Genomic DNA, 20,701 nt, shown 5'->3' with positions numbered 1-20,701 from the left:
CCGGCCGACGGGCCGGTGATCACGCGGAGAAGATGCGTTCGCGGCGAGCCGGGTCGGACAGCACGTCGCGGATCAGCATGCCGAGATCGAGATCGGGCGCCACAGCAGGGTAACGCACATCGCACAGCACGGAGCCGGCGATCGACAGCGCGAAACGGGTTGTGCGCTCGTTGATTCGATCCCATCCGACGGTGACGTGCTCGGCCTCGAGGTCGATCGTCCGCCCGGCGACGCGCAGTAGAAGCCTTCCGCGGTCACGGTAGAACACCAACCGTGTCTCACCGACGGTGCCGTAGACGCCACCCACAGGACCGAGGCCCGTGTTCATGGCGCGCAGATCACCGGTACCCAAATCCAGTTCGGAGAACTCACCGAACCCGGTGTGCGACCGGACGACGATCGTGTTCCCCCGCGGTTGCGCGCTCTCACCGCCGGGACCGCGCCCGTTGCCGAACACCGAGGCACGCGGCACCGCCCGGGAAGGACGCGCAGGCGCACTCGGGGCCGCCGTACCCGGCATCCCGGGCGCTCCCATCGCACCTGCCTGCGAACCATTCGAGGCCGGGAAGCCGTTACCGGAGTGACCGTTCACGCCATTCGGCTGAGCATGACCGTTCGACGGCCACGGCGCCCGCTGATCGCCGGTCTGCCCTGCGGATTCGCCGCCGTAGGCGCCGTTCGACGGCGAGTCGTACTGCGGCGCGGGCGAATCCGGCCGTACCGGTGCGGGCGCGTCGTAGTATCCGGCCCCGGGTGAACCCGGAACCCCGAATCCATTGCCGCCTTGTCCGTTACGAGTCCCGTCACCTTGCGGAGACGGCAAGTCGAGACCAGACTCCAGCGGCTGCGGCGAGCCACCGGGAGACCCGAATCCGTTGCCCGACCCCGGCTGCCCCGGCGGTAGCGGCAATTCCGGGCGCTCCGGGAGTTCCGGTAGCGGAGCCTGCGGCTGCGGAGCCGGCGGCAGTGGAACTTCCGGAACCTCCGGGATCGGAGGCGCCTGCCACTGCGGCAGCGTCGCCGGCGGCACCTGTTGCCCAGGGGCGAACGGCTGCGGCGACGGAGATTCCGGCGCAGACGGAGCCGGGAACTGCGGCGGCGCAGGCGGAACCGAAGACACCGACGGTTCCGGCAACGACGGCGCAGGCCACGATGGAACCGGCTGCCCAGGCGGGAACGGCTGCGGCGACGGAGATTCCGGCGCAGACGGGACCGGAAACTGCGGCGGCGCAGGCGGAACCGAAGGCGTCGGGGGTTCCGGCCACGGCGAAGCGGGCCACGGCGAGACCGGCGGTACCGGCGGCTCAGGTGGGAACGGCTGCGACGGAGGCTCCGGCAATGGTGGAAGCGGCGGGACCGGTCGCTCCGGTGGCACGGGTGGTACCGGAGGCACAGGCGGCGACGGGACCTCCGGGAGCGGAGGTTGCGGCAGCTGAGGGATCTCCGGGAGCGGAGGCACCGGCCGTTGCGGAAGCACCGGCGGCTGCGACACCGGCGGCACCGGCCGTTGCGGAAGCACCGGCGGCTGCGACACCGGCGGCACCGGCCGTTGCGGAGGCTGCGGCGGCTGCGGCAAAGGAGGCACGGGCGGGTTCGGCGGGACCGGTGGTGGCATCCGAGGGTCGCGATCGTCCTCCGCGCCACTTCCGGCCGCGAGACCGGCTCGCGCACCACCGTCGGGCCGCGAACGCCGCTCGCCTCCCTCCGAACGCTGCTCCCCCTCGGTCCGACGCCCACCTTCGCCGCTCTCCGACCGCTCGCCACCTTCGGCCTGCACCCCACCCTCGAGCCGCGACTGTCCGCCCTCGCGATCCGGCCGAGCCGAACCCTCCGACCGCGACCGGCTCTCGCCGACCTCCGGCCGCGCCGAACTCTCCGGCCGAGACTCGCCTTCGCCGACCTCCGAATCGGACCCACCCTCAGACTGAGGCCGCCCCTCGCCGACCTCCGGCCGCTCGCCACCTTCGCTCTGCACACCACCGTCGGGCCACGACTGTCCGCCCTCGGCACCCAGCCGAGCCGAACCCTCCGACCGCGACCGGCTCTCGCCGACCTCCGAATCGGACCCACCCTCAGGCTGAGGCCGCCCCTCGCCGACCTCCGGCCGCGCCAAACTCTCCGGCCGGGACTCGCCTTCGCCGACCTCCGAGTCAGCCCGACCCTCAGGCTGTGGCTGCCCCTTGCCGACTTGCGACCGCTTGCCACCTTCAGCCTGCGCCCCACCCTCAGGCCGCGACTGTCCGCCCTCGGCATCCAGCCGCACCGAACCCTGCAACCGCGACCGGTTCTCGCCAACCCCCGAGTCAGCCCCTCCCTCAGGCTGTGGCTGCCCCTCGCCGACATGCGACCGCTTGCCACCTTCGGCCTGCGCCTCACTCTCGGGCCGCGACTGCCCCTCCCCACCTTCAGCCTGCGCCCCACCCTCAGGCCGCGGCTGTCCGCCCTCAGCATCCAGCCGCGCCGAACCCTCAGACCGCGACCGACCTTCGCCGACCTCCGAATCGGCACCACTGTCTGGCCGCGACTGACCCTCGCCAACTTCCGAATTGGCCCCATCCGCCGACAACAGCTCAACCGTCGGGTCGTCCGGGTGCGGAATCGGCAGGGTATCCACTTCATCCGCCGACGGCAGTTCGACGGTCGGACCATTCGGGTGCGGAATGGGCTGAGTATCGACGGTATCCGGCGATGGCAGCTCTACGGTCGGGTCATCTGGACTCGGAATCGGTCGGGCGGGTCCGTTTTCCGAGGGTTCCGGGGTGTGGTTGACCGGGCCCTCGGGGTTGGGTGGGAGTTGGGGGCGGGGGCCGGGTGGGAGGGGGTTGGGGTCGTCGGGGTCGATTTCGGGGCGTGGCGGGAGGAGGTTGTCGGGCCCGAGGGCGGCGGGGGCGTATTTGATGCCCTTGCGCCAGTCGGTGAGGGGTGGTCGAGCGGCGTCCCAGTCGAAGCCGATGCGGATGGCGTACTGATTGGCGTCGCGCCAGGCGGCGCCGTACGGGTGGGCGCGCAGGTAGTTGGATTCGGCCAGAGCGTCCTGGAGCAGGAGGATATCGGCGGGCAGGATGTTGTCGCCACCCGCGATGAGCCGGTTCCAGGCTTCGGCGACATCGGCGACCGGGTCCAGCGGGAGACGGCGCGGCACGCCGTCGCGCGGATCGATGCGCAGATGCTGATCGCGCATCAGATGGTTCTTGATCTGGGCGATCTCCTCGTGGGAGAACGCCGGAACGGCGTGGTCGAGCCGTTCGGCGACCGCACGCGCGATTGCCGCGCGATCGGGACGGAGGCCCATCAGGGCATCACGGATGTCGTCGACCAATCGTGCTGCGTCACCGGGCCTTTCGTGATCCAGATGCCCGGTGATCGCCTCGACGGCGCGGCTCAGGTCGGGGCCCGGATCGTCGGGGCTGCGGTGCGTTACCTCGACGAGTCCGGCGGTGTAGTCGTCGATGACATTCGCGATCACGTCGACGAGCACGGCGGCCCGCACCGCACGCGCCGCGCCTTGGGCGGCCGGATGGTCGTCGAGGTTGTTGGCGACGGTGTCGATATCGCTGTCGTCACCGAGATACCGCCGGTATTCGGCGTTGGCCCAGTCCTGCACCCGCTGCCAGGCTTCTTGTTCCTGCCGCTGGCGCTGCTTGAACGGTTCGCCCAGTTCACCGTTGTCCGGGGCACGTTCGGGCAGCTGGTATTCCCGCGCCATCGGCTGCACGTCGCGTTTCGGCGCCCGGAACCACGGGTGCCCCTTGAAGCCCGGTTTGATCCGGCCAGGATGCTCTTTATCGCTGAACCAGGTGAAGCCGAACAGTTTCGCCGGTTCCAGGGTGAGCCGCAGAATGTTGTAGGCCAGGTCGGCGAACGGCAACTCGTAGGTGGGCATGCCGTTGTCGATCGGTGAGCCACCGGGGATGGCCGGCAGGAACGCTTGGTTGACACCCGGGCCGTTGCCGACGAACGGGTCGACGATCGCCGCTTCGACCGGCGCCATACCCCACCCACTGACGCCTTCGGGCAGCAGGCGTTCCTCATAGGTTTTCGGTACGGTCGGGCCGCCGGTGCCGGCTTCGCCGCTGCGCGGATCCAGCGAATGCCAGTTGCCTTCGCCGTCCTGCCAGCGCACCATGTGCAGCGGCGGGCGACCGTCCATCGCCGGGAGCGTGGTGAACTCGCGGTTCGGCCCCGGCATCCGCGCGATCCGCACCGGTGCATCGTGCTCGGCGACGATCCAGCAGAACTCGATGCGGGCTTCGTGGCGCGTCATCGCCTGGGCCACAGCGGGATCCGAGCGGATCGCGGCGGCGAGCGCGGCATCGTGATCGACGCGCGGATGGACGTTCGGCCCGATCGGCGCGACCACGATGATGCGCGGCTGCTCGCCTTCGATGAGTCCGACGCGCGGATGTCCTTCGCCGGGATCGATCGGGCGCACACCCAGCGCGTCGAGGATGTCGCGGCCCGCACCCGCCAGTTCGGCCATCTGGCCTTGGATTCGGTGCACGAGCTGTTCGCCCTGGCTGACGCGGGTGGCGGCCTCCCGCAGCAGGGCGATATTGCGGACGTGCTCGTCGGCCTGGTCGGCGCGGATGGTCCGGTTCGCCACCTCGTCCAGGGTGGCGCCCAAACCCTCTGGACCCAGTCGGCTTTCGTCGACTCGGAGCCGGCGCGCGAGGTCGGTCCGCATCAACCGCCACGGCTTGCACGCGAGCACGGCTTGCGCGCGTTCGCGGGCGAGGCGATCGAGCTCGGCCTGAACCTGTTGCGAAAGTTCGGGCTCCGCGACGCCGACCCGACCGAGTGCGGCGATCTGCCGATCCAGTTCGGCCAGTTCGGAATCCGCCTCGTTGAAGCGCTGCGCCGCGTCCTGCAAGTTGAAGATCTGCTCGCGACGGCGGGCGATCTCATCGGGGCCGACCAATTCCTGTGCCCGCGTGGCGCTTTCCTCACCGGTACCGGCGACATCGCGGGTGCGGACGATCCCGTTCTCCAAGTGTTGCAGCGTACTCGCCAGATTCGCCTGGTTCAGCGCCTCGTTCGGGTTCCGGACCGGCAGTGGGATATCCACGAACCGGGAGAACCGATCATCCCGCTTGGCCCGCCAGAATGCCCGTTCGGCCGCCAACTGCGCACGCCTGCGCATCAACTCCTGGAGGACAGCCTCAGGCGTACCAGCGAGCTCCTGCTCAGCGATCTCCGCATCGAGCCGCGCCACCTCGACTTCCGCCGCCTCGAGCCGCTCGGTCGCCCGCGCCAGCGCCGCCGCCTCGGGACCTCCGGGATCCGCCTCGGCCAGCAGTTCGGCCAGCACCCGCCGGATATCCCGCGACTCCTCCCGCCGCGCCAGCGCCTCGGCGCGCGCACCCCGCAACCGCTCCAGCTGGGCCCGCGCCTCCGGAGTCAGCTCGTCCGCCCCAACCAGCGGCGCCACCTCCGGCCGACCGTCCAGTGCCTCGAACTCCGCCGCAGCCTGCGGATCTTGAACCCGCGGCTCCTCCTGCGCCCCATCCAGCTCCGTCTGACGGCGCTCGTTCTCGGCCAGCGCCTCATCGAGCTGCCGGCTGCGCTGCTCGAATTCGCTGTCCTGCGACTGGCGCGCTGCCTGCGCCCGGCGCGCGATCGCGTCGAGCGCCTCTTGCAGGCGCGCCTCGGCGCGCTGACGCATGGCCTCGAAATCGGCTGCGACCTGCGGATTCTGGGTGGGCGGCTGAGGCTCCTCCCCCGAACGACGTTCCCGCTCGGGCGACCCGGGCGAATCTCCCGGAGGAGGTCCCGGCTCGACCGGACCAGGCAGGGGCCCATCCGGCCCGAAGTCGCTCGGCACGTGGATGATTCGTCCGTCGTCACCGTAGGTGATCTCGATGTGCCGGACGACGACATCCGGTCGGGCCAGCAGCGGACGCAGACTCGGGTAGTCGGCGGCGAGCTGAGCGCGCACGTCACCCGGCGAATTCCAGCCGACGACCACGATCCGGGGCGGCTCGCCCGCAACGATGCCGACCGTATTGTCGATCCGGTTCGCACCTTCCTCGGCCAGCGCTTCGCGCTCCATCGCCTGCGCGACCGCTCCGTCGAGCACCTCCAGCACGGATTCGGCCCGGTTGAACCGGGTAGCCGCTTCGCGCAGAGTCTCGATACGCGTTGTCTGGTCCGGCAATTCGCGGGTCAGCCGGGCGATGGTGTCCGGCAGCGCGTTCTCGGCCAGATCGCCTTCGCGCACCGGCAACCCGTCCATCGCCTCGGCACGGGCCGCCCGCGTGGCATCCAATTCCTCTACCGCTGCGGCGTTCTCGGCAGCAAGCCGGTTCGTCACCCGCCGCGCCAGATCGGCATCGGGACGATCCCCCGACCCGTCCGGCTCCGGCGTGGCCACCGGCGGCCCGACAGGCGGCTTCCGACCGCCGCCACCGTCTCCCGCGCCCGGTTGCGGCTGTGTCACACCAGAATCCGAATCCGCGCCTTCGGTCCGCACACCCAACGGCAACGTCGGATCGTCCGGCCCCGCTGGCTGCGACCACGCCACACGCGGATCAACCGGCGCCTCCGAAACAACACCACCCTCACCGGCAACCGGCTGCGCCCACGCCACACGTGGGTCGACCGGCGGCATACCCGATCGACCTTGCGGCGGCATCCCTCCCACCGGTGGCACATTCGGCGGAGTTGCCGGCTGGGTCGCGGCCAGCTCGGCGTCCACCCGGCTGACGTCGGCTTCGGCGTCGGTGTACCGCTTGGCTGCCGCGCCGAGTTCCGATGCCGCGGCTTCGCCGGGGTTGTGGCGGAAGTTGGCGGTGGCGGCGTCGAGGGCGGCACGGGCGGCGTCGCGTTCGGCGGTCGCGGCGTCGCGTTCGGCCAGGAGCTGGGCGATGCGGGCGGGGCGCTGCGCTTCGGCCTCGAGTTCGTCGGCGCGGCGGGTCAGAGCCTCCAACAGCTCGAGAGCGTCTGCGCGGCGTTCGATTTCGTTGCGCAAGTCTGCCTGAACGGCGGCCAGCTGATCGGGAGTGAGGCGTTCCTTCTGATCGATCTTGCCGTCGCGATAGACCTCGTAGACCTTCGCCCACCGTGCGGCTTTCGCGGCCACCTCTTCCGGGGTATCGCCGGGCCGCACCGGTTCGGGCAGTTCGACGCCGACCGTCCGGGTGAAGTCGGGGTTGGCGCGGGGTTCGGGTGCGGGTCCGGTGTGCGCGCCGAGAATGCCGAAGCGGTCGAGGATGTCGGCGCCTTCGAGCGCATCGGTGAGGATGTCGAGATCGCCGACGACCTCGAGCAGGTGCGCGATCGCCTTGTCGTGCACCGGGAATTCACCGTCGGTGACGCGCGGATCGACCGCGTCCTCGCCGTAGCGGACCGGGTCGAAACGGTCCAGCCCGTTGATGGTCCGGAAGTATTCGGCGAGCGCGTCGATCAGATTCTCGCGCTCGCTCTCTTTGCGGGCGAGCTTGGCGATCGCCTTGTTCAACCGCTTCGGGTCGGTGCCGGACGTGTCCGGCAGATACTTCATTTCGGAGTTCTTGTAGCTGCGCGGGAACAGGTCCCTCGGGAACCGGCCCCGACGACGCCCGACACCGAGTCGCTCGGCGAGCCGATCCCGGGCGCCGTCCACCACACCGGAATCGGTGCCGCGCAATAGTTTCGCGTAGTCGACCAGATCCTCGACGGCCTGCAGACGGCGCGCCTTACCCAGATCGCCCCCGACCAGCGCCCGGGCGACCTGCTCGGGCGTCAGCTGATCGGTTGCCAACCCGAGGCGGTGCGCCAGCTGAGAGCGCGCATCGCTGAGCGCGTGGAAATCGTCGATATCCCAAGCGGTGCGGCCGTAATCGATAATCGCTTCGATCTGGGCCGCGCGGAGCGCGTTCTCGGCACGCAGCTGCTCGATGCGTTGCCTGAGCGCCTCGGGGTTGTCGAGCTCCCCTTCCGGTATGCCGAGGCGGTGCGCCAGTTCGTGCCGGGCCATCTCGACTTCGCTGCGGGACAACCCTTCTGGGAGTAGTGGCGGCCGCTGATCGGTTTCCGCTGGCGCGTTGTCGTAGACCGGACGCCACGTACCGTCATCGTCGCGCACCATGGTGGCGTCCAGGACGCGCCCGTCGACCTCCTGCCGAATGTGCCGCACCGCGACGGGTTCACTGTCCAGCAGGCGCATGGACCCGTCCGGCTCGGCATGCGCGATCCGGAACACGACATCGACCAGTCCGTCGTTGACCGCCTGTGCGAGTTCGGGATGCTTCCGCAGGGCATCGGCCAGCACCCGTTCGTGGTCCAGATCTCCGTCGAACACCAGCAGCCTGGGCTGCTGCCCGGCCTCCCCGGGCAGGATCCCGATGCCGTCCACACCGGTCAGCAGGAACCCACCGTCGGATTCGACCGACGCGCGCAGCCCCAAATCGGCTAGCTGACGGGTGAAGTCGGCTACCTCGCCGTCCACCCGCAGATAGTTCCGCATCTGCTGCTCGATATCCGCGAGACCGCGGGCCTGCGCGCGGATGTGATCGATCGCCGCGGCGAGCGCGCGCCGGGGATGCACGTCCAGCTGCCCGAGATCGGTGCCGAGCAGCTGCGCCCAGACGGCGCGTTCGTCGCGAATCTGGTCGCGCCGCAGCGCGTTCTCGAAGTAGGTCGGGTTGCCCTCGTCGGTTCCGGGCTGATCGGTGTAGTTGAGATCGCCCCAGTCCCTGCCGGGCTCACCACCGTTGTTGACGCCCTCCCAATCGAGCAGGGTGGTGGGACGGTCGTTGGCGTGGATGACCTCCCGCAGGAACCGGGTCATCGGATCGGAGTCGAAGAAGCTGACTTCGGTGCTGTAGGGGATGCGGCGGTTCTCGGCGTCGTAGCGGGCGGCGGCCTCGGCGAGCCCGGCCAGCGCACCGATGCGACGGGCCTGGTGGTAGCGCAGTACCTCGAAGGCCTGCCGGACCGATTCCGGCGTCACTTCTGGCCCCAGGTCGGCGCCCAGGTCACGGACGGCGGCGATCAGGTCGGCGGCCAAGTCCTCGCGCAGGTTGGCGGCGTCGGCTAGGTCGCGGGACAGGTCGGCGAACCGGCCGGTGGCATTCGGGTTCGGCTCGTACCGCACCCGTTCCGGGGCGGGCGCCTGCTCTTGCTTCGGCTGTTCGGCGTCGGCCTGCCTGCGCAGCTCCTCGACATCTTCGCCGGTTTCCTGGCGGACCTGTCTCGAGTCCGCCTCGTCCAGCCACGGGCGGTATTCCTCGCCGTTGCGGGAGCGGGCAGGCGGCGGGTCGCCCGCATGGTCCGGGATACGGCTGGTCAGCTTGTTCAGGAACGGGATGAGTTCCCGGTTCTGCCACATCGTCGCACCCTCTTTGAGGATGCGCACGGGGTTGAATTTCGTCTGCAGCACATCGCCTTCCGGCGTGTGCTTGATCAGCGGCACGTTCGCTTCGTGCGCGACCACCGACTGTCCGGCGCTGTCCACACCGGACCCGGACGGGTATTTCGGGGTGTGCCCGGCGAACCCGCTGCGCAGCTGAGTCCACATGCGGCGCACCAGGTTGGGGCGGCGCTCAGGCGTGGCGGGCGGTTCCGAGGTGGGCAACGGAGCCGCTTCGGGCGCGGGTGCCTCCGGACGGACGACGGGTGGTTCGACCCGCCAGCCGCCCGAGCCGTCGTCGACCAGATGCACCGGAACCTGCTCACCGTCGACCTCGATGGTGTGCGGGCGGGTTTCGCCGGTCGCAGGTTTCGACCGCGACGCTCCGGGATCGTGCGGATCCGGCGGTTCGGCCGCTGCGGGCGGCTGCTGGCCCGGCGGCGTCGTCCCGCCGCCACCCCCGGCGGCTTGCGGCTCACGCGCGTCGCCGGGAACCGGATCGCCCTCGCCGGGTGCGACCCTGGCGCGGTGGGATTCGGACGTCGCCTGGGCGGGCCCTTCGCTGTTCGACGCGCGCTCGGCACCGGCCTCCGGCCGCCCCGAATCCGTTGGCGCCGTGCGCGCGGCTCCCGCGGGGTCGGTGCCGGGCTGCGGACCCGGCCGCGCCGGCGCGCCCGCCGCACCGGAGTCGTCTCCCTTCTCGGGACGCGGGTGTCGCCCTTCCTCACCCGCTTCGGACGCGGCAGCACCGCCGGGCCAATGCACAGTCCGCGGATCGACCAGCGCGACCTCCGACGACCCCGCACCCTCCGGCGAAGCCTTGCCCGCACCCTCCTCGGACTCAACCGTGCGACCACCCGGCCAATGCACCGTCCATGGATCCGCAGGACGAACAACCTGCGCCGCAACACCTTCCGGCGATGACTCGCCGACGCCGGACTCGGTCTCCACCGCACCCCCGGGCCAATGCACCGTACGCGGATCGACCGGCTCAGCTGCCGAGGACGCGGCATCTTCCGAAGCTCGCCCGTCGACGCCCTGGTCTGTCTCCGCCCCAGACTCCGCAGCGACTCCACCGGGCCAGTGCACCGTGCGCGGGTCGACAGCATCGGCCGCGCCGGGTGCTCGCTGTGGCTCGGCGGTGGAGTCGTATCGGACCTCGTGCAATCCGGCCCGCGCGAATCCCAGTCGGCGCTGCGCCGCGACGAATGCCGTCTGCGCCGCAACCAGATCGGCGCGCCGCTGCTCGACGTTGTGCGCTGCCGCGCGGAGCCGATCGACGTGTTCTCGGGGCACGCCCTCGTCGAGCAGTCGGCGCAGCGTTGCGGGCAACGCCTGGATGGTCAGCTCGGCCGAGGCGATACGCAGCTGCCCGATCTCGGCCCTGAAGCTCATGACAGCGTCGAAATGCGCGTCGGCAAGCACATCTCGCTGGGCACGCGCTCGCTCGAGATCCGCGCGTGCTCGGTTCACCGCGGCGTCGCGCTCGCCCGGCTGTCGTGGTGCGCCGCTCTCGCTGGGCTGCCCGTCCGCGCCACCCGGATCCCGCTGCGCGCCACCAGCATCGCGCTGTCCGGCGCGGCCATCTGGAGCCTGCTGCGCACCCACGTCCGCCGGTCGCAACGGGCTCGAACCGACCGCGACCGGCCCGTTCGCTCCGAAATCTGTGCGATGCCAGATGATTCGGCCGTCGGCCCATTCTTCGATCCGTAGGTGGCGGACGACGACGTCCGGCCGCCCGAGAGCCAACCACAGGTGGGGGTGGTCGGCGGCAAGCCGGGCGCGCACATCGGTCGGCACGTCCCTGCCGACGACCACGATCACCACCGGATCGGACGGCACGATACCGACTCGGTCGTCGATCCGGCGTGCGCCCGCCTCGGCAAGCACCTGCCGCTGGATCGCCCTCGCGAGCGCCCGATCCACCGCGGTCAACCGCTGCTCGGCCGCGTTGTAGCGCACGGCCGCGTCCCGCAGCGCACGGGTCCGCGCCGACTGCTCGGCGAGTTCCGTGACCGGCAGGGTCCGGCCCTCCAGCCGTTCGACCATGGCGTCGATGGCCGCGTCATCGGTCAGTTCTGTCTCGTCGACCGGCAGCCCGCGCATGGCCTCGGCCCGCCGCGACCGCGCGTCGTCCCGCTCCCGCAGCGCGGTCTCTCGCTGGGCATCGATCCGCTCCACCACGCGACGCGACCGCTCGGCCTGCGACATCGCCGGTCGACCGCGCCGCGCGGCCTCGAGCTGCTGCTCGATGCGCGCCAGCTCGGCACGCGCCGCGTCGTACCGGTGCGCCGCGGCCTGCCATTCGCCCAGCTGGGCAGGCGATTGGGTCTCCGCGTTCGGGGTGCGCACCCCGGTCACCTCGGCGTCCACGCCCGCGGTCGGTTCCGCTTCGCTCTGCCCGCGCCTGCCGTTGACGACGTCCAGCACCGCACGGGCGGCGCTGACCCGGACCAGAGCGGCGGCCCGTCGGGCCGTCAGGTCGGCGAGCTCGTCGCGACGCGCAGGACGCGGGGCGCGCGTGCCCTCGTCACCGAAGGCGGTGTTGCGTGCCGCCGTCAGTTGTGCGGTGAGGCGCGCCAGTTCGTCACGCGCCGCGAGGTATCTGCGTGCCGCCGACTCCAGCTCGTTCAGCTGAGCTTCCCAGCGCTCCGTGGCCGCACCGACCGGTCTTGTCCTGTCCCGCCGCTCGTGCAGGGTCTCGTCCAGGTTGTCGGTGAGGTCCGCCTCGCCGAACCGGTGGGGTCGATTCGCCTCGGCGCGCTCGGCACGCGCCGCGTCCAGCTCCAGGACCGCGGCCGCGTGATCGGCTTCCAATCGCTCGATCACCTCGGCCCGGCGCAGCGGTCGCCCTGACGCCTCGGCCTCCGCGCTCAGCTCGCGGTACGCGGCACTGGTTCGCATCAGCTCGTCATCGATGCGCGCCAGCTCGGCTCGAGCGTCCCGGAACCTGGTCGCGGTCGTCTCCCGGCCCGGGTGGCCGCTGTCGATCGCGTCGTGCGCGGCCTCGGCCGCGTCCAGTTCCTGCGCCGCGGCGGCGCGCTGCGCGGTCAACCGGTCGATCAGTGCGGGTCGCTGTTCGGCTTCGGCCAGTTCGAGCAGCTGGTTGTTCATCGCGGTCAGCTCGGCGATACCACGCGCGCGGGCAACGACTTCCGCGCGCAACGCGGCCTGCACCTCGGCGAGCTCGGCAGGTGTGAGCCGTTCCTCTTGGTCGATCCTGCCGTCGCGGAAGACCTCGTACACCTCCGCCCAGCGCTTGGCGTCGGCATCGGTCAGGTCGACACCGACGGTCAGCGCCCAGTCGCGGCTCGGTGCGGCATGCCCGCTCGCGGAGACCTCATCCGGCCCGAAGTCGCCGACCCGGTCCAGCACATCGATGAGCGTGTCGACATCGTCGACGACGTCGAGCAGGTGCTGGACCGCACGCTCGTGCACGGGGAATTCGGTATCGCCGACGCGGGGGTCGACCGCGTCGGCGCCGCGGGTGACCGGATCGTACCGATCCGAACCGTTGATGGTCCGGTAGAACTCGGTGAGCGCGTCGACGAGGTTCTCCCGTTCGGAGGGTCGGCGCATCAAGTGCCGAATCGCGCGATTCAGCCGTTTCGCGTCCAGACTGGACGGGTCCGGCCGGTACTCGAGCTCGTCGTTCTTGCGATTGCGGGAGAACAGATCCTTGGGGAACCTGCCCCTGCGCCTGCCGACCCCAAGACGCTCGGCCAACTGATCCCGTGCGGCCTCGGCCACCGCTTTGTCGTCGGCCCTGGCCACCTTCCAGTACGCGATCAGGTCCTGCACGGCCTGATACCTGCGCGCGGAGCCCAGATCCGGATCGGTCAGCGCCCGCGCCATCGCCTCCGGTGTCATCGCGGCGGGATCGATATCGATCCGGGTCGCCAGCTGCCAACGCGCGTCGGTGTGGTTGTTGAAGTCGTCGATGTCCCAGGCCGTGCGGGCGTAGTCGATGACCGCCTCGATCTGGCTCGCGCGCACCGCATTGTCCAGTGCCAGCACGCGCAGCCGTTCGGCGAGCTCCGCCGCGGAACCGCGCTCGGATTCCGGGATGTCGAGCGCGGCGGCGAGATCGTCACGGGCGGTAACGATCTCGCTGCGGCTCGGTGCGGGGCGCTGCTGCGACGTCGCGCCGGAATCGGCGGGTTCCGGCAGCACCGGACGCCACCCGCCCTGGCCGTCGTCGATCAAGGTCAGGTCGAGCAGGCGGCCGTCGATCTCCTGACGGAGGTGCACGATCCGTCCGGGATCGGCGTCGGTGAGATGGAAGGTGCCATCGGGTTCCAGTGTGGCCGTCCGGAAGACCGGCTCGACCAAGCCGGCATTGACCGCCTCGGCGAGATCCGCGTAGTCCCGCAGCGCCCGGCCGAGCACGGCCTCGTGGTCACCGTGGCCGTCGATGACGACCATCCGCGGCGGACCGCCGGGGTCGCCCGGCAGCAGCGCGACACCATCGATGTCCGGGAGGAGGAAACCAAGGTCGTCGATGATCGACGAGCGCAGAGCCAGATCCGACATCAGCCCGGTCAGTTCCTGGACCTCGGCGTCGGCGCGCAGGAAGTGGCGCACGCGGGACTGGAAGTCGGCGACATCGGTGCCGTAGGCGCGAATCCGGTTCGCCGCGTCGATCATCGTGAGCCGAGGAAGCGCACCGAGGTCGACGATGTCGACGTCGAGCAGCTGAGCCCAGACCGCCCGTTCGTCGCGGATCTGATCGCGGTTCAGCGCGTCCGCGAAGTAGCGAGCGATGCCCTCGTTGCGACCCGGCTCGTCGGCGTCGTAGAGCTCACCCCACAGCGGGAACGCGTCACCGTTGGCGATGCGAACCACGCGCAGCCAGCTGGGGTCCCCGCCGTTGGCCTCCATGACCTCGATCAACAGGCGGGTCATCGGATCGGTGTCGAAGAAGCTGACTTCGCGACCGAATCGGATGCGCTGGTTCTCGACCTGGTAGTTCGCCTCGGCGATGGAGAGGCCGACGAACGCGCCGATGCGCCTGGCCTGCTGGTACCGCAGCACCCGCAGCGCGTCCTGAACGGCTTCGGAGGTTTCCTCGTTCAGGTCGACCTCGAGCCGATCGGCCGTGTCGGCCAGCCAGTCGAACGCTGCGCTCCGGCGGCGGGCGGCGTCGATCAGGTCACCGAAGAGATCGCCGAATACGCCGTCGACGCCCGGCGGCACGCCATCGGGGAACGGTTCGGAGCGCGCGGTGGCCGAGGCGTTCTCAGCCCGCCGATCCGCCCGCTGCTGTTCGCGCTCGCGTTGCTGGCGCGCAATCTCCTCGGCGAATTCGCGCCCGAATTCCCGATGCAGCAGGGAAGGCAGCGCCTCGTCGATCGAGGGCAGATAGTCCTCGCCGGTGCGCCTGCGCACGGGCGGCACGTCACCGGTCTGGTCCGGGGTACGGCTGGTCAAACGCCGAAGGAAAGGCAACAGTTCGCGGTTGCGCCGCAGTTCTTCGAAGACCAGACCCAAACGCATCGGGTTGAACTTCATCCCGAGCTGTTCGCCGTGCGCACCGTGACTGGTCAGCGGCAGCCCCGCGAAGTGCCCGAGCAGCGCTTGGCCCGCGGTGTCCTGGGACGACAGCGAAGGATGCTTCGGAATGACGGCGTGACCTTGGACCACGGCCGAGTTACTCACGAGCGGCCACTTCGCCCCTGGCTGGGCGGTCGCGGGCGGTTCCTGGGTCTCCGGCTCTGCGGGCAGGTTGCCGGACTCGTCCGGATCCGCTTGCGGCTGCGGATGTTCCGGTCGCCAACCGTCCCGGCCCTCGGCAACCAAGCGGAGTGGGATCTGCTGGCCATCCCACTCGATGACGATCGCGCGCGGACCGTCAGCGGACCGATCCGGCCTGCCGCCCTCAGACCGAGCGCCGCTGTTCTGCGCGGGATCGGGCTGCTGCGTCTCCTGTTCCGGCGACCTCGACCCGTCGCCCGCCGGGCGCGGGTCTCCAGTCGGTTCCGCCGCAGGCACCGGCGCGCCCGACGATTCCGGCACACCACTCTCGGAGCTCGGCTGCCCTGCTTGTTCAGCCTGCGCCGAACTCGACTGCTCCCCAATAATTCTCGAAGTTTCCGCCGCACCGTCCCGCGTGCCCTGCTGGACGGGCGGAGCGGATGGCTCGGTGGGCACCCGGCGGGCGGCACCCGAGGAATCGGAATCCGGCGTCGGCTCCGGCCGCGCCGACCTGCCCGCGCCATCACCGTCCTCGTCCGGACCCGATGCATTATCGGCATTCTGATCAGGCTGCGGCGCAGCGCCTTCCGCGCCATCACCGGTCGGCTCATCGGGATCCGGCATCGGCACCGGCGGCTCCTGCGGCGGCTTCTTCCCACCCCCATCGGCGGCGGACTCCGGCACCGCCACGGCATCGCCGTCCTCGGCCCTTCCTCTGCCGAACCGTTCTCTGATCCGCTGTCGCATCGGCTTCTTGGGCTGCGGCCGCTCGCCGGATTCCGGTCGTGGGGTCGCCTCGGCCGGTCCGTCCGCTGGCGAGGGACCCGCCAGCTGATCGCGTGCCGCGGCGACGAAGTCGGGATCGAAGGTGACCGAATTCAGGTCGACGTGCGGCGCGGGGTCGAGATATTGCGGCGGCATACCGATGCGAGCTCGCGCCTCCTCGACCAGGATCCGATGCAGCACGCGCGCGGGCTCGCTGGCGCGTACGCCGTTGCGTTCCACGTCGAGGAAGGCGTCGCCGAGCGCTTCCGCGGGATCGAAGCGGCCGTCCTCGTCGAAGCTGTAGCCGCTGAGTTGGTGGAGCCAGCTACGGAATCCGTCGGCGTCGGGCTGCGGTCGAGTGGCCGCGTAGTGCTGGCGCAGCGCGTCCATCGCGCGGTGCTGGGCGCGCCGCTCACCGGCGTTGTCCAGCGCATGGCCGAGCTCGTGGACAATCGCCGAGTACACGACGCGGTCGGCCCCGACGGGCCATTCACCATTGCGCAGTACTTTTTCGGCGAATCGCGCCAGCTCCGACGCATCCGTCGCATAGCGCTGGTTGATCGTGATCCACTCCGAGTTGAGGTAGAACCCGCGCCGTCTGGCTTCCGGCGAGAAGTCCCTGCCGATGCCAGGAACCGTCTCCCCGACAATTTTCGGGTCGGACCTCGGACCGCGCAACGGGCCGAAAGCGAAGTTCCTCAGGTCGATCTCGGGATACTTCGACAGCATCTCGTCCAGCGCCCGTGCCGCCTCCCTGGCGGTCTCGATATCGAGTCCGTCCAGGTCGAAGCCCTCGATCCCGAGCCCGTGACGTGCACGCAGCACCGCCGCGATCCGATCGCGGTCATCGATACGCGACCATTCGTCATCGATTCGAACCGGACCCGGCTCGGCGGCCGACGGTACGGCGCGGTCGGAGTCCAGCGATTCGGAGCGGGGTAGCCCGGTACGTTCGGTCACCGAATTGGACTGGGGTACGGCAGCTTCGGAAGATTCCTTGCCGGTCGTCGGCGCATCTCCCGGCGCACGGTGGCCTCCGGTCTCGACGGGCGAGCCCGCGTCGGGGACCACGGTGGCACGGATCAACCAGTGACCGTCGTTGCCGAGGCTGTGCACCGAGTCGACACGCCAGTTCAGGCCGCGGCCGAGCATCACGACCGGCACCGGCATGCCGGACGGCAGGAAACGGTTCATGAACAGGGCGGGCGTGCCCGCGGGAACGGTCAGCTCGAGGTGGAAGCGGCCGCCGTCGACCGGCTGTGTCTCGCCGAGCGCAACCTGCGGGAACTCCGCGATCCGGTGCAGCGAACCAACCACGTCGCCGGTCATGTCCAGCGGATTCTCGGGCCGGACGTAGGTCATCACCGCGGTGTCGGGAAGGCGGAGGCGGGTGAGGACGTCGTCGAGAATGTCCACGGCCGCGGCCAGTTCGGGCGTGAGTTCCGCGTCACCGCGCAAGGCGGCGTCGATCGCGGCGCGGAATCGGCTGCCGTCGGCGCTCAACGAAGCGATGCGTTCCAGCACCGCGCGCTCGTGCGGGGCGAGCGCGTCGACCACCGCGTCCCAGTTCTCGAAGCCGTACCGCAGGCGTGCACCGAACTGCGGGTTGTCGATCTCGTAGCGGTCCCCGGAGGTTTCGGCGCTGTCGTCCCGTTCGGGGTCGACCGCCTCGTCCCGCTGCTCGTCACGGCGGATCGGCCGTGTGGGTTCGTCCTGCTGCACGGGCGGTTCACCCTGCGGATCCACTGGTCGCCCGTGTGCGTCGCGCTCGACGTTCTCGGCGCCGCGGCGGAGATCGATGGTCGGGTCGTCACCGATGGCACCGGCCGGACCCTGTTTCGTGTCACCGTCGTCCGGCGGCACACCGTTGTCCGAAGGGTCGCCGTCCGGATCATCCGCACCAACCGGACTCGGAAGCTCCACCGTCGCGACATCGTCCGGTGACGGTCCCGGCGGCAGCTGGCCGGGGTTGTGGGATGGCAGCGGTGGACGGTTCGGCCCGGAATCGGGTCCGGGGCCCGGCGGCAACGGAGCGGGACCGTCGTCATCGGTATCCGGCCGCGGCGGCAGCGGAGCGTCTTTGGGCAGCGGGGCGGGCGCGTACCTGATGCCCTTGCGCCAGGCGGTCAACGGCGGCCGCACCGAATCCCAGTCGAAGCCGATGCGGACGGCGTACTGGTTGGCGTCGCGCCAGGACGCATAGTCGTTGGTGCGCAGGAAGTTCGACTCCGCCAAGGCGTCCTGCAGCATGAGCACGTCTTCGGCCGTCGCCTCGTCGCCGATCAACCGGAGCCAGGCCTCGGCCACGTCGGCGACGGCGTCCAGGCGCATGCGCGCGGGCGACCCGTCGATGGGCAGCGCCCGCCGGTACTCGGCCGCCATGTAGTGGTGCTTGATCTGCGCGATCTGCTCGCGGCTGAACGCCGGGACGGAGTTGTCCAAGCGCACCGCGACCTCGGCGGCGATCGCGGCCCGGTCCGGCTCGAGACCGAGCAGCGCCTCACGGATGTCGTCGACCAATCTGGCCGCGTCACCGGGCTGTTCACTGCGCAGTGTTCCGGTCAGGTCCGCGACGATGGCGCTGAGGTCCGGGCCAGGGTCGTCGGGGTTGCGCGTCGTCACCTCGCTGCGCGCCGACATGTAGTCCTCGACGACGCTCGCGATCCGATCCACGGTCTCCGCCGCACGCACCTCGCGCGCAGCGCCCTCGAACTCGGGGCGGGCGGCAAGATTGGCGGTGATGCGGTCGATGTCGCCATCGGAAGAACGGAACAGCCGATACTGCTCGGTGGCCCAGTTCTGCACCCGCTGCCACGCGCGCTGCTCGTCGGCCTGTCTCCTGTCGTAGCCCGCCAGCTCTCCGGGTGCATGCGCACGCTCGGCGCGCTCGGGCTCGCGCGCCATCGGCTGGACGTCGGCGCTCTTCTTCCGGAACCAGGGGTGTCCCTTGAAGCCGGGCGAGATCCGCCCCGGGTGCTCGGAGTCGTTGTACCAGGTGAAACCGAACAGCTTCGCCGGTTCCAAGCTCAACCGCATGAAGTGGTAGAAGACGTCGGCGAAGGGCAGCTCGTAGGTCTGGCCCGGGTAGATCGGATCGCCGCCCGGGATGGTGGGCAGCAGGCCCTTGTTGACGCCGGGTCCGTTGTCCACGAACGGATCCACCACCGACGCCTGGAACGGATTGGTCGCCCAACCGCTCACGCCCTCGGGCAGATCCCGCTCCTTGAACTCCTTCGGCGTGGTCGGGCCCTTGCGGTTGGTCGTCCACTCCGGGCGCTCCGGGTTGACCTCGTGCCAGGTCGTCGAATCCGGCTCACCGGACTGCCAGCGCACCCGGCGCAGGATCGGAGCGTCGTCGGGGCCGAGCGTCATGAATTCCCGCGAGGGCGAACGCAGCCGCCTGGTCGTCACCGGCTGATCGAGTTCGGCCACCAGTTCGCGGTACTCGATCGTCGTCTCCCGCGACAGCATCGCGCGCGCCACCCGCGAATCGCGATGGGTGGCCTCGAGCAGGGCGGCGTCATGGTCGGCACGTGGCGCGGCGAGCGTGCCGCGCGGTGCCATCACGATGATCCGCTGCGGGTCGCCATCGACGAACCCGACCCGGTCGGTGACCTGACGCGCGCCCTCCGCGGCGAGGAAATCGCGCCCCGCTCCCGCCAATTCGGCGATCCTGCCCTGAATGCGGGCGATGCGATTGTCGGCCTCGTTCACGCGCGTCGCGGCCTCGCGCAGCAAGTCGAGGTTGCGGTCGCGCTCGTCCATCAGGTCCACCCTGATGGTCCGACCGGCCACCTCCGCCAGCGCCTCGTCCAGCGCCTCCTCGGGCGACTTCTGCTGTGCGACGGCATTCGGGCCGAGATCGTCCTCGTTCACCCGCAAGCGTGCGGCGATATCGGCGCGCATCTGCCGCCACGGCTTGGACTCCAGCACCTCGCGGGCGCGCTCCCCGGCCAGGCGGTCGACTTCGGCGCGCACCTGCCGCGACAGCGGTTGCGGCTCCCCGATGCCGACCCGGCCGAGCGCGGCGATCCGGCGATCCACTTCCGCCAGCGCCGCCTGCACGCGGTTGTACCGCAACGCGGCATCGTGCAGCTTGAAAATCTGCTCGCGACGACGCGCGATCTCGCCGGGATCGAGCTGCTCGCGCGCCACATACCCGGCCTCTTCGCCGGTGCCGGCGATGTTCCTGGTTCCGCCGACACTCGCTTCCAGGTGTTCCAGGGTGCGCGCCAGATTGGACTGGTTCAGCGCCTGCGCGGCATCGCCGAACGGCAGCGGAAGATCACTGAACCGCGAATACCTGTCATCGCGCTTGGCGCGCCAGAATTCGCGTTCCCTGGCCAGCACGGCGCGTTCGCGCATCAGCTGCCGGTACACGCCCTCCGGTGTGTTCGACAGTTCGAGCTCGGCGATCTCCGCGTCGAGCTCGGCCACCGCCGCATTCGCCTCGTCGAACTCTCGCGCGGCCCGCGCCATGGCGTCGACGGACGACGCGTCCGATGCGTCGAGGGCCTCCGCACACGTCCGCCGGATGTCGTCCCGTTCCGCGCGCAGCGTCACAGCCTCGGCGCGCTCCGCACGCAGCCGATCCAGAGCCTCCTGGACCTCCGGCGGCAACGGAGCGGCCTCGGGCTGCCCGGCCTGCGCCTGCTCGCCTGGTTGCGCGGGCTGCGGCTGCTCACCCGGCCCTTCTACCTTCGACTGCTCGCCGGGCTGCTGTGATTCGGGGGCCGGTGCGCCACGGTGCGCCTGCTCCCCGTCGGCCTCCTCGTCTGCGGAATCCCTGCGGTGCTTCGCCTCGTAGGCGGGCTGCTCACCCGACTCATCCGCAGGCTGACCACGATGCCGCCCCGCACCATCACTCGATTCCAGCGTCCGAGGCTGTGCACCTTCGGATTCCGCTACGCCGGG

At 70.4% G+C, this 20,701-nt stretch carries 1 protein-coding gene (only partly in view); it reads right to left on the bottom strand.

Going from position 1 to position 20,701, the window contains the following annotated elements; all coding sequences use genetic code 11:
• Positions 1-19: 19 nt before the first annotated feature.
• On the bottom strand, positions 20-20,701 hold the final stretch of the coding sequence (locus AC3ERS_RS05355) for a hypothetical protein (protein ID WP_431964074.1). The gene runs 24,336 nt beyond the window's last position; only the last 20,682 of its 45,018 coding nucleotides appear in the window; its start codon lies off the right edge, out of view; the stop codon is at positions 20-22.

Source organism: Nocardia sp. bgisy134 (genome assembly GCF_057708325.1).
Note: the sequence above shows the minus strand (reverse complement) of the source record. Positions and strands in the feature narration are given on the sequence as shown.